The sequence below is a fragment of the Hyalangium sp. genome (assembly GCF_035629615.1).
In the GTDB taxonomy this organism is placed as follows: domain Bacteria; phylum Myxococcota; class Myxococcia; order Myxococcales; family Myxococcaceae; genus Hyalangium.
The window spans coordinates 1-11,364 of sequence record NZ_DASPHO010000195.1 but is presented as its reverse complement, the minus strand read 5'-3'; the positions used below and the strand labels follow the sequence as shown (position 1 = coordinate 11,364).

General features: G+C 68.3%; 10 protein-coding genes. 5 read left to right on the top strand and 5 right to left on the bottom strand.

Annotated elements, in window-relative coordinates; genetic code table 11:
• The 4 genes from VD972_RS09995 to VD972_RS09980 form a co-directional block, all read left to right on the top strand.
• Nucleotides 1–238, top strand: a 238-nt coding sequence (locus tag VD972_RS09995) for a hypothetical protein (protein ID WP_324984463.1), incomplete at its 5' end; no start/stop codon positions are given.
• A 103-nt stretch (nucleotides 239–341) separates the two neighbouring features.
• A complete protein-coding gene (locus VD972_RS09990; RefSeq protein ID WP_324984460.1) occupies nucleotides 342–1,703 on the top strand; it encodes a hypothetical protein in 1,362 nt (453 codons plus the stop codon).
• Nucleotides 1,704–1,825: 122 nt separating this feature from the next.
• Entirely contained in the window at nucleotides 1,826–2,911 is a 1,086-nt protein-coding gene (locus VD972_RS09985) for a M35 family metallo-endopeptidase (RefSeq protein ID WP_324984457.1), read from the top strand.
• Between the two features lie 197 nt (nucleotides 2,912–3,108).
• Nucleotides 3,109–3,585 (top strand): protease, encoded by a 477-nt coding sequence (locus VD972_RS09980; RefSeq protein WP_324984454.1) that lies wholly within the window; start codon nucleotides 3,109–3,111, stop codon nucleotides 3,583–3,585.
• On the opposite strand, the gene VD972_RS09975 is transcribed toward VD972_RS09980, so the two are convergent.
• The 4 genes from VD972_RS09975 to VD972_RS09960 form a co-directional block, all read right to left on the bottom strand.
• Nucleotides 3,586–5,433 carry an acyl-CoA dehydrogenase gene (locus VD972_RS09975; protein WP_324984451.1) on the bottom strand — a complete coding sequence of 616 codons (1,848 nt, stop codon included), beginning with the start codon at nucleotides 5,431–5,433 and terminating at the stop codon, nucleotides 3,586–3,588.
• Nucleotides 5,434–5,636: 203 nt separating this feature from the next.
• On the bottom strand, nucleotides 5,637–6,287 hold the full coding sequence (locus VD972_RS09970; protein WP_324984448.1) for a MaoC family dehydratase: 651 nt from the start codon (nucleotides 6,285–6,287) through the stop codon (nucleotides 5,637–5,639).
• Nucleotides 6,287–6,736, bottom strand: coding sequence for a MaoC family dehydratase N-terminal domain-containing protein (locus VD972_RS09965; RefSeq protein ID WP_324984445.1), 450 nt, complete (start codon nucleotides 6,734–6,736; stop codon nucleotides 6,287–6,289). Before VD972_RS09965 ends, VD972_RS09970 begins: the two co-directional genes overlap by 1 nt.
• Nucleotides 6,737–6,753: 17 nt before the next feature.
• Complete coding sequence (locus tag VD972_RS09960) at nucleotides 6,754–7,755, bottom strand: dihydrodipicolinate reductase (RefSeq protein WP_324984442.1); 1,002 nt, start codon at nucleotides 7,753–7,755, stop codon at nucleotides 6,754–6,756.
• Nucleotides 7,756–8,004: 249 nt separating this feature from the next.
• On the opposite strand from VD972_RS09960, the gene VD972_RS09955 reads away from it, so the two are divergent.
• Nucleotides 8,005–9,099, top strand: coding sequence for an HD domain-containing phosphohydrolase (locus tag VD972_RS09955; RefSeq protein ID WP_324984439.1), 1,095 nt, complete (start codon nucleotides 8,005–8,007; stop codon nucleotides 9,097–9,099).
• A 19-nt stretch (nucleotides 9,100–9,118) separates the two neighbouring features.
• On the opposite strand, the gene VD972_RS09950 is transcribed toward VD972_RS09955, so the two are convergent.
• Entirely contained in the window at nucleotides 9,119–11,185 is a 2,067-nt protein-coding gene (locus VD972_RS09950; protein ID WP_324984437.1) for a peptidylprolyl isomerase, read from the bottom strand.
• Nucleotides 11,186–11,364 lie beyond the last annotated feature (179 nt).

Below are 11,364 nucleotides of genomic sequence, written 5' to 3'. Positions count from 1 at the left end.
CGAGCCCTGGTCCGAGTTCCTGCCTCGCGCCCGCCACCCTGCCCTCCTCTTGAACGCCACGGAGGGCTTCGGCCCCCCCGGGACTCCCCCCATCGTCCCGCGCGAGCTGGCGCTGGAGACGGCGCGGGCCCTGCCGGATTGCCGCTACGTCGAGGTGCCCGGCAACCACACCACCATGCTCTTTGGCAACCCTGCCGGCCACGTGGTGAAGGCCCTCACGGGCTTCCTGGCCCCCTGAGGAGCCTCTTCCCCACGCGCCCGCCCTTTCCCTTTATGAGGCGTCACGCATGCTTACGCTGGAGATGCAACTTTTTCCGGATTCCGGTGATAATGCCGACACTATGAAGACCACCCGCCCGGATTCGCGTCCCACGCCCCCCCGCACCGACGCAGCGCGCGAGGCGCCCAAGCCGCAGGTTCGCAACGAGATCAAGCCCCAGCCGCAGACTGCGCGCCGGCCGGAAGAAGGCTTCTCCAACTTCGACTCGAAGGCCCGGAGGGCGCCGAACGCGGAGACCCTGGGCGCGGCCGCGATCGCCCTCCAGCCCTCGCGCGTGGCTCCGGGCAGCTACCCGACCGCGGCGGACGTGAAGTCCATCGCCGCCATGGAGAATCCCGTGGAGCGCAACCTGGCCATCACCCAGGGCTACCACGATCTGTCCAACGCCCTGGGCGAGATGCTGGGCAAGGAGAACGCCAACTGGGCCACCTTTGGAACCTGGGCCTCGAAGCAAGCGGGGGCCAGCATCCGCCAGGAGGACCTGCCGAAGTTCCTCATGGACGCCATCAAGGGCTCCGGCGCGGTGGGCGAGAAGCTGTCCAAGATGGATGACGTGCTGCGCAAGCTCGGCCTGCCCGCGCTGCCCCTGGGCGACATCGCCGCCGGCGCCAGCGAGGCGCTCAACAACGTGAGCAAGGCCATCGCTGACGGCAACCAGTTCGTCTTCCGGGAGATCGGCCAGGAGATGGCGCGCTTCGTCGACACCTTCAAGGACGACACCCAGCTCGACCCGGCCAAGCTGGAGAAGTTCCTGGGGGAGATCCCCGCGGAGAAGCCGCTGCTCAAGGAGGCCTTCACCGCCTACGCCAAGGCCCAGTTCGAGCAGGATCCGAACAAGAAGGCCGAGCTGATGCTCCTGGGCAACAACAAGATCGGCCTGCACGAGCAGACGCAGCTGACGCCCTTCATCGAGAAGGCGCTCAACACGCCGGTCAAGGACACCTTCCGGAAGATCCTCGACCAGACCATCGACGCGGGCATCAAGGCGCTGCCCTTCGGGCTGGAGCAGGGCGCCAAGCTGCTCAAGAAGACGGGCATCGTCGACGCGGCCGTCAACCCGCTCGTGGACGCGCTGGCGGGCGTCTTCCGCCGCTTGTCCACCGAGCACATGATGAAGCTCGCCGTCCCGGGCGGTGCGCTCAAGATCGGCAACGACCTGCCGCCTCCCGCCGCCTTCGAGAAGGACATCTTCCCGCCGCACCTGCGCTCCATCGAGAACCCGGAGCTGCGCGAGGTGCTCGGGAAGCTGGATCGCAGCCCGGACAGCCTGCAGGGCACCGGCGCCAAGGACTGGAGCAAGCTGGATCAGCGGATGAACTACATCATCGACCTGTTCCGCTCGCGCCAGTCCGACCCGCACCTCTTCGACCCGCCGTTTGGCCGGGCCGGGCGCTACCCCGTGGCTCAGCCGCGCGTCAGCTGAGAGCCGGATTCCAGGCGAGTAATTCAAATACCCTATTCCATGCTCATGCCTTATAAAGCGAGTACCCCGAGGGTACGCGTCTCGGGGTGATCCGCGTCGTCATCCCCCGAAAGGAAGTCCTCATGAGCAAGACCCCTCGTCACCTGCGCTGGTTGGTTGGAGGAATCGTTGGACTCTCCCTGCTGAGTGCCTGCGGCACTCCAGAGGAGCAGCTCGGCAACGCCAGCGAGGTCACCGCACCCGAGGCTGTCGCAGGTGAGATCGCAGTGAGCCTGTCCACGGGCAGCTCGGCCCTGAGCGCCCGGGACGACGTGCAGGTGACGGTCACCCTCACCAACGTCTCCAGCCACGCAGTCCGGCTGCTCAAGTGGAACACCCCGGTCGACGGCATCGATGACGATCTGTTCACGGTGACGCGCGACGGCGCCGCGGTGGAGTACATCGGCCGCCACTACAAGCGGGCCGCACCCCAGGCGGAGGACTTCCTCACCCTGGCTCCGAGCGAGAGCCTCACGCGGACGGTGAGCCTCGCGGGCTTCTATGATCTTTCGGAGACCGGCAACTACACCCTGAGCTACTCCGAGGAGACCCACCAAGGCGTCTCCCAGTTCCGCTCCAACAGCGTGAGCCTGCGGATCGAGGGCCGCCCCAACCTCCTCCCCGAGCCCCAGGGTGAGCGCGAGGTCTCGGCCTTCGCCCTGTCGACCGCCAACTGCAGCAGCACCCAGGCGTCGTCGATCAACACGGCCTTCAACTCCGCGAAGACCTACTCCACCAACTCGCTGAGCTACCTGACCAACACCACGCCGGGCAACACCTCGCGCTACAAGACCTGGTTCGGCAACTACACGAGCAGCGGTTGGAACACGGCGAAGTCCCACTTCACCGCCATCAAGAGCGCCTTCGACACCAAGTCGGTGGTCGTCGACTGCTCCTGCACCAGCTCCGCGTACGCCTACGTGTACCCGTCGCAGCCGTACCGCATCTACGTGTGCAGGGCGTTCTGGAACGCGCCCAACACGGGCACGGACTCCAAGGCCGGCACGCTCGTCCACGAGATGAGCCACTTCAACGTGGTGGCCAGCACGAATGACAACGCCTACGGCCAGAGCGCGTGCAAGAGCCTGGCGATCTCCAGCCCCAGCAAGGCCTTGGACAACGCGGACAGCCACGAGTACTTCGCCGAGAATACCCCCTCGCTGCCGTAACGAGCGTGCGGTGAGGTGAAGCACCAGGAGACGGGGGCGGCGACGCTCCCGTCTTCCTTTTTTCAGGGCCTGCCCGCCCGGGCGCCCGCGGCAGTCGAGAGGCACACTCCATGACCCGGAGACACATCGGTTGGCTCGCGCTGCTCTGCCTGGCGGTCGGCGGCGGTGCGTGTGCGTCGCGAAAGGAAGGATCGGAGATGGCAACGTCCCCCAGAGAGGAGCCCTCCTCCCAGAGTGCCTCCCTTCAGTGCGCGCTGAGCGTGGCTCCACGCCTGAAGGTGGGGGAGCCGGTGCAGGTGACGTTCCGGCTCAGCAACCCCACGAAGCAGCCCCTGTACGTGCTGAACTGGCACACGCCGCTCGAGGGCCTGCTCAGCAACTGCCTCGAGGTGACGCGCGCTGGCACCGAGATCCCGTACCAGGGCCCCATGTTCAAGCGCGCCGATCCCGAGGCGAGCGACTACGTCACCCTCGCTCCTGGCGGCTCGGCGGAGAACACGATCGAGGCCTCCCTGGCCTACGACTTCTCGCAGCCGGGCACCTACCGCATCGCGTTCACCCGCCCGCTGATGGATGTCACCTCACAGCAGGCGGAGGTGCCTCACCGCCTGGGACAGCACCACGAGCTGCCGGTGCAGTGCCAGGCGGCCGAGACGACGATCGTCACGCCCTGACTACAGGGACGCGGCGAAGGCGGCGTCCGGGATCTGCATGGGCGAGGCGTCCTCCTGCACCATCAGCCTCGCCGCCTGCTCCACGCCGGGCAGCACGTTGCGCGCGTACCAGAGCGCGCTCCACTTCTTGCCCTCGTAGAAGGCCCGGTCGGGATCCGTGGGCGACAGCTTCTCCGTGGACTTCTCCGCCAGCACCGCCGCCTCCAGCAGCAGCCAGCCCACCGCCACCTCGGACATCATCTGCAGGAAGCGGTTGGCCGACAGCGGGATGAGCGCCACCTTGGCCGCGTCCTGGGACCAGCCCAGGACGACCATGGCGCTGGACATGAGCCCCTCCTGCGCCGCCGCCAGCGCCTTCACCTCGGAGCCGAGCGTCTTGTGCTCGCGGTTCGCCTCGATGAAGCCGCCCACGTCCTCCATGAACTGCTGGAAGTGCGCGCCACCCGCCTGCCCCAGCTTGCGGCCCACCAGGTCCATGGCCTGGATGTGGTTGGTGCCCTCGTAGATGGAGAAGATCTTCGAGTCGCGGCAGTACTGCTCCACCGGGTAGTCCTTGATGAAGCCCGCGCCGCCGTAGACCTGGATGGCCTGCGCGCACAGCCGGAAGGACTGGTCGGACGCGTACGCCTTCACCAGCGGCGTGAGCACCTCCACCTGGCCGCGGTGGTAGGCCGCCCTGTCATCGTCCTTGCCCGCCAGCTGCTTCGCCTTGTCCGTGTGCATCGCCAGCTTGACGATCAGCGCGCGGATGCCCTCCACGTGCGCCTTCATCTCCAGGAGCATGCGGCGCACGTCCGGGTGCTCGATGATGGGCACGCGCGGCGAGGTGGGATCCTTCCACTTGGTGAAGTGCCCGCCCTGCTTGCGCTCCTTCGCGTACTCCAGCGCGTTCAGGTAGGCCGTCGAGGCCAGCCCCAGGCCCTGGATGCCCACGGCGATGCGCGCCCCGTTCATCATCTTGAACATCTGGCTCATGCCGATGTGCTCGACACCGCCCACGAGCTCCCCGAGACACCCGTCGCTCTCACCGAAGTTCAGCACACAGGTCGCCGAGCCGTTGATGCCCATCTTGTGCTCGATGGAGCCCAGGTTCACGTCATTGGGCTGGCCCGAGCTGCCGTCCGCGCTCACGCGCCGCTTGGGGACGATGAACAGCGACAGGCCCTTGGTCCCCGGGGCCGCGCCCTCCACGCGTGCCAGCACCAGGTGGATGATGTTCTCCGCCAGATCGTGATCGCCCGCGGAGATGAAGATCTTCGTGCCGCGGATGTTGTAGGTCCCGTCCGGGTTGCGGCGCGCCGTCGTCTTCGCCGAGCCCACGTCCGAGCCCGCGTGCGGCTCGGTGAGGCACATCGTCCCGCCCCACGTGCCGTTGAGCAGCTTCTCCACGTACTTCTTCTTCTGCTCGGAGGTGCCGCACTCGGCCAGCGTCTCCGCCGTGCCGAAGGTCAGCCCCGGGTACATGTTGAAGGCCGCGTTGGCGCCGCAGAGCATCTCCTCCACCGCCACCTGCAGCATCATCGGCGAGCCCTGCCCGCCATGGTCCGTCGCCACGCCCACCGTCTTGAAGCCCTGCTCCCAGAGCAGCTTCCACGCGTCCTTGAAGCCCTTGGGCGTCAGCACGGTGCCATCCTCCACCCGGCAGCCCTCGCGATCGGCCGTGGTGTTCAAGGGCCCCAGCACCTCCTTGGAGAAGCGGTACGTCTCCTGGAGGACGGCCCTGGCCTCGTCGGGCCCCCAGGCCTCGAAGGGCGCCTGGCCCGCCACCTGTCCGAACCCGAACTGCTCGAACAGGGTGAAGAAGATCTCCCGAAGGTCTGTCTTGTAGTGGTTGATTCCGGCGGACATGGCCTCTCCCGTCACATGAGGGGCTCGCTGCCTGGCCATACAGATGGTCAGCGGCCCAGTGAGACAGGAAAAGTCTTACGTCGATTGATTCGAGAGTCAACCCGTACTGACGCCCTGCGTCGTGCCCAGGCCACACGACCCCTGCCGGTGTGTCCGGAATCGTGTGCGAACGGGGGGAACACCCCTCCCAGCGCTTCTGGGCGCTACTTCTTGGCCTTCTTCGCGGCGGCGCCGGGCAGCGGCACCGGGGTGGCCATGGCCGTCTTGGCGGACTTCTTGGCGGAGCTGGGGGCCTTCTTGGCGCCCGTCTCCTCGGCCTCGGAGCCGTCCCCCTGCCCGCTCGCCTGATGATCGAGGATGCTCTCGCGCGGCACCTCGACGACGATGGGGGCCTGGCCGGCGCGCTGCCGATTCTCGTCCTCCAGCGAGTAGAAGAGCTGGATGACGGACTGCCCCTTCATCAGCAGCTCGCCGCGCTGGTTCTCCGCCCAGAGATCGATCTCGACGTAGTAGCGGCCGCCAGAGCCGTGGCGATCGCTCACGCGGCCCTTGCAGACCACGGTGTCGCCCGGCCACACCATCTTGATGAAGCGGACGTTGTAGCGGCGCAGCTGGCCGCCCCGGGCCCAGTCGCTGATGAGCTGGCCCAGCATGCCCATGATGAGCATGCCGGGGGCATACACGGAGGGCATGCCCACGCTCTTGGCGTAGACCTCGTCCACGTGCACGGGGTTGTAGTCCCCGCTGGCGCCCGCGTAGCGGGACAGCTGGACGCGATCCACCGGGGCCTTGGCAAGCGCCGGCAGCTCGTCACCGACCCGGATGCCATCAAAGTAAAGCTTGCGCGCAGGCATCAGGCGTTCTCCTTCGAGGCGCGAACAATCAGGGTACGGCGAGCCCGGAAGACCAGGTTGCCTTCCTCGTCACGGCCCTCGTCCTCGATGACGGCCACGTCCATCTTCCCCGCAGGGCCTGTGCGCTCGAGCACGTCCGCCACCTTGGTGGCCACGTAGATGCGGTCGCCGGCGAAGATGGGGCGCTCGTACTCGAAGCCCTGCTCGGCATGCAGCAGGCTCTTGATGCCCACCCCGAGCAGCTCGCGCAGATCCGCCGCCGAGTGGAAGGAGGCGGGGAACGTGGGCGGCGCCACAATCGTCGGGTAGCCCGAGGCCCGCGCATACTCCTCATCGTAGTAGATGGGGTTGTAGTCCCCGATCGCTTCGGCAAAGCGGCGGATGGAGCCCTTCTCCACCTCGTTCAGCGTCGGCGGCGATGAGCGACCGATCGCATTCTTGTCCAGCATGTCCCCTCCGTCTCGCTCTAGCGACCAGCCGGAAGCTCGAGCACGGTCAGCAGTCCGGCCTCGGCGGCCGTCAAACGTGGCGCGGCATTCACCAGCGTATTTGCGGTGGCCCGGTCACCGGCCACTCCCCCCGGGATCTCCATGACAACCTTCGGCTCGGCGTCCAGCTCGATGCGATCCTTCGGATCCTCCGCCCCGACGGCGATGGTCAGCTCCAGCCGCACCCTCTCTTGCTCCTCGTCCAACCCCACCACCGACTGGAAGATGCCCGCCACGCGGCCTTTTCGCACTGGAAACGCCCCGCCCGTAATGTCCTCTTCGGCCAGCACCGGAGCGATCTCTTCCTCATAGTCGTCACAGTCCAGGCCCAGCCCCAGCGCGCACAGCGCCGCGGACTCCAGCAGCCCCACGTGGCCCAGCTGATCCTTGTCCACCAGGGCGAAGAACTCGTCCTCCGTCAGCCCCGCACCCACCTTGCGCTGCAGGGCCTCGCGGCGGGTCCTCGCGTCCACCACCCGCGTCACCGTGACGCGGCGGACGGGGCCACACGCCTGTCCCACGGTGGCCACCAGGCGATCCATGACGAAGCCCGGGTTGACGCCGGTGCCCAGCACCGACACGCCCGCCTTCTGCGCGGCGCGATCCAGCTTCGCGGCCAGCTCCGGGTGCCTGAGGAAGGGGAACGCCAGCTCCTCGCAGGTGGACACCACCGACACGCCCAGCTTCACCGCATCCAGCAGCTGATCCATCACCTGCGGCAGCCGCGAGCCCGTGGCCTGCAGCAGCACCACGCCTCGGCGCCGCCCCACGGCGCGCTCGAGCGAGTCCGCCACCTTCAGCTTCGGCGTGGGTTGACCCAGCACGTCCGCCAGCGGGCGGCCCGCGAGCTGTGGGCTGGTGTCCACCGCGCCGATCAACTCCACTTCGGGAGAAGCCAGCGCCGCACGAGCGATCTCCTGCCCGATGAACCCAAGCCCCATGACCACCACCGGGACCGGCCCTGCGGCGGCTTTAGCCATCGGAGAACTCTCCAGAAATTCAAGGGGTTACAATCCTTCTCAGCACCGTCGCGCACCATAGACCACCCCCCGGCGGGCAGGCAAGCATGACGTGGCTGTCAAGGACGTATGGGGCCAGGTAAATGCTAGCAGTTCTCCACACTTGGCAACCTGGACTGAAGTCCTAGACGCCGGAGCCCCCCCTATATGGGCGGAACTGAAGGCGTGTATAACGGCCTCCTGGCTTCACGTTTTGGAGACCTCGACACCATGGACCGCATCCTCGTTGTGGATGACGACGTGCGCATCCTCGCCGCGCTCTCCCGGATCTTCCAGTCCGAGGGCTACGAGGTTGTCACGCACAACGATCCCGTCCAGGCCTCGCGCGAGGAAGGGTTTCAAGTCGTCCTCACAGACTTCATGATGCCGCACCTCAACGGCATCGAGCTGCTGGCGGCCCTGCGCGAGAAGAACCCGCAGGCGGTGCGGCTGATGCTGACGGCGGCGGCGGACTTCCGCACGGCCTCCGAGGCGGTGAACCGGGGCGAGGTGTTCCGGCTGCTGGGCAAGCCCTGGTCGCTGGCGGACCTCACGAGCAGCGTGCGGCAGGCGTTCCATCACTTCAAGCTGGTCGAGGCCAACGAGCGGCTCACGCGCGAGGTGGCGGAGAAGAACGCCGAGCTGGTGGCCATCAACCGGGATCTGGAGCGGCTGGTGGTGGAGCGCACCACGGGGCTGCTGGACGGGCTCATCAGCGCGCTGGACTACCGGGACACGGAGACGCAGTGGCACTCGCGCCGGGTGTCGCTGTACGCCAAGCGGCTGGCCGAGGAGATCGGCCTGCAGACCGGGGCGCTGGACATCATCGAGCAGGGAGCGCTGCTGCACGACATCGGGAAGATCGGCGTGCGCGACTCCATCCTCCTCAAGCCCGGGCCGCTGACGCCGGATGAGTGGGTGGAGATGAAGAAGCACCCGGAGTTTGGCTACCGAATGCTGGCGAAGATGCCCTACCTGTACCAGGCCTCGCTGATCGTCCTACAGCACCAGGAGCGCTGGGACGGCAAGGGCTACCCGGCGAACCTCTCCGGCGAGGCCATCGTCATCGGCGCGCGCATCTTCGCCATCGTGGACACGCTGGATGCCATCACCTCGGACCGGCCCTACCGCAAGGGCCGGGAGCTGAAGGTGGCTCGGGACGAGATCGCCCGCTGCGCGGGTTCCCAGTTCGATCCCGCGCTCGCCGAGGCGTTCCTGCGCATCCCGGACTCGGAGTGGATGCGCATCCGCAACCAGGTGGAGACCATGGAGGCCGAGGAGATGCAGCGGTTCGGCCACCTGCCTCACCCGCTGGCTGTGGCGTAGGCGCGGCGGCGCGGGTTCGTCAGGGCTCTGCCCGGACCTCGAGGATGAGGTCCCCCTCCAGCAGCGCGTCCACCACCTCCATCCCAGCCGTCACCTCTCCAAAGGAGGTGTAGCGGCCGTCCAGGTGTGGCTGCGGCGTGTGGGTGAAGAAGAACTGACTGCCCCCGGTGTCCTTGCCCGAGAGCGCCATGCCGAGGGTGCCTCGCGTGTATGGACGGCGCGTCAGCTCGCACCGGATGGAGTAGCCCGGGCCCCCCTCCCCATCCCCGCGCGGATCGCCCCCCTGCGCGACGAAGTCCGGCACCACCCGGTGGAAGGTGACGTCGCGGAAGTACCCCTTCTTCGCCAGCGTGTAGAGGTTGCCCGAGGTGATCGGCGCATGCTCCGTGTCCAGCGTGACGGTGATGTCTCCCTTGCGCGTGCGGAAGGTGAGCTTCGCGCCAGCGGGCGCCACAGGTGGGCGGAACGCCTCTGGCGAGAGCTCCATGCGCGCCGAGCGCACGGGCTGGCCCGTCAGCTGGGTGAGGGAGTCGGCCGCGACGCGACGCACGTTGGCGTGAGGGTGCCCGAGCCAGCTCCTCAGCACAGGCTCCGCCTCCTTCCCCTCGAGTGCCACGAGCGCGCCCGCCACGGGCTCGGCCAGGTCCGGCTCCTGAGGAACACGTGCCGCCAGGGCACGGACCTCGGGCAGGGCCTCGGTGGCCTTCAGCATCCCCACCGCGGTCGCGGCCGCGGCAGCCACGACCGCATCATCTCCAGCGATGAGGGCGCGTACGGCCTCCAATGCCTCCGGTACAGGCCGCGCCGCCACCGCCTCCAGCGCGCCCAGGCGCACCCGCGCGTCCGGGTGGCGCAACGAGGCCACTGCCTCCTTCGCTCCCCCCTGCTCCTTCGCCTGCGCCACCTCGCGCAGCCCCAGCGCCAACCGCCGCGGCTCGGGCACCCGGTCGCCACCACAGCGAAGCACCTCGACGAGGGCCCCCGTCTGACGATCCATCGCAGCGGCCAGGCGGCAGTCGAGCCATGCCACATCATCGAGCGTGAGGGGCGAGCCCCCCGGAGGCGCCTCTCGGAGCGCGCGCCGCAGATCCTCCAGCACCGGCCGCCCGGAAGCTGGGAGCCCCTGCTGGGCCACCGCCAGGATCGCATGCCCCGCCGCGGCAGCTCCCGATGCGACGGCGCCGGCCTGGCGCTTCAGGGCCCGCAGCGCTTCCAACGTGGCACATGGGCCCGTGCAGGAGACGGAGAGCTTCGCCAACGAGCGCGCTGCCTCGGCCGCCACCCGAGGTACCGGATCCTCCAGCAGCCGGCCCAGCACAGGCGCATCCTCCTGGCCTCCCGCCTCCGCGAAGCCCTTCGCGCACAGGGCCCGAACCTCCGGGGATGCGTCCGCGGCGCACTTGCGCAGGAACTCGAGCGCCTCGGGACGCCGGAGGTAGGCCAGCACGTAGGTGGCACCGTAGCGCGTCTCCAGTGCCTGATCCGGCGCCAGCAGCGCCCCCACCCGCTCGATCGGCACCTCCGCGAGCGAGGCCCCCCTGCGCCCGGACACACCCAGGGCAAGTGCTGCACGACCCGCCACCCCTTCCCTCGGATCCCCGAGCCGCTCGATGAGTCGCTGCACCGCGCCTGGAGTGGCCAGCTTGCTGAAAGACTCCAGGAGCGTGCGGCGCACGCCAGGATCCGCCTCCGTTGCCTCGGCCGCTCGCAGCGCCTCCGTGAGCCGAGCCTTCGCCTCGTCCGGCAGCGGCTCCCAGGACAGGGCCAGCTGCCCCACGGCGAAGGCCGCCTCATCCCGCACCTGGGGCTCGGTGGCCACGAGGCCGGCAAGGAGGACCTCGAGCGTCGCGGGATCCTGGATCCGGGCGAGCGCACGCAAGGCCCGCACCTGAAGCGCAGTGCCCCGCTGCCCCTGGGCCCACGCGACGAGCTGCCCCTCTCCCAGCGAGCGTCGATCCTCCCAGGCCATGATCTGCGCCCGCGCCTCGTCGTCCTCCGGATTGCCGGCGGGAATGTTGCGGAGACAGGCCGGAAGAACGCTCAGGACCAGGAGGCAAGCGGACACGCGAGAGGGCAGGCGGCGCATGGCGGCGGGCCTAGGCCAAATCTCCGCGAAAATCCAGGGGTTACAACGCAACCGGTTTGACTTGAGCGGCGCGACGCCAGAAAATGGATGCCCCCTCCCGCATCAAGGAGCGCTGGCTCTGAACTGCCCTGGCTGTAGCACCGTGGTCGCGGATGGCACGTCCATCTGTCCCAAGTGCG

Bases quoted from the DNA above. Each gene is read 5' to 3' on its own strand.
- VD972_RS09990 (WP_324984460.1), top strand. From the start codon at position 342: ATGAAGACCACCCGCCCGGATTCGCGTCCCACGCCCCCCCGCACCGAC.
- VD972_RS09985 (WP_324984457.1), top strand. From the start codon at position 1,826: ATGAGCAAGACCCCTCGTCACCTGCGCTGGTTGGTTGGAGGAATCGTT.
- VD972_RS09980 (WP_324984454.1), top strand. From the start codon at position 3,109: ATGGCAACGTCCCCCAGAGAGGAGCCCTCCTCCCAGAGTGCCTCCCTT.
- VD972_RS09975 (WP_324984451.1), bottom strand. From the start codon at position 5,433: ATGTCCGCCGGAATCAACCACTACAAGACAGACCTTCGGGAGATCTTC.
- VD972_RS09970 (WP_324984448.1), bottom strand. From the start codon at position 6,287: ATGCCTGCGCGCAAGCTTTACTTTGATGGCATCCGGGTCGGTGACGAG.
- VD972_RS09965 (WP_324984445.1), bottom strand. From the start codon at position 6,736: ATGCTGGACAAGAATGCGATCGGTCGCTCATCGCCGCCGACGCTGAAC.
- VD972_RS09960 (WP_324984442.1), bottom strand. From the start codon at position 7,755: ATGGCTAAAGCCGCCGCAGGGCCGGTCCCGGTGGTGGTCATGGGGCTT.
- VD972_RS09955 (WP_324984439.1), top strand. From the start codon at position 8,005: ATGGACCGCATCCTCGTTGTGGATGACGACGTGCGCATCCTCGCCGCG.
- VD972_RS09950 (WP_324984437.1), bottom strand. From the start codon at position 11,185: ATGCGCCGCCTGCCCTCTCGCGTGTCCGCTTGCCTCCTGGTCCTGAGC.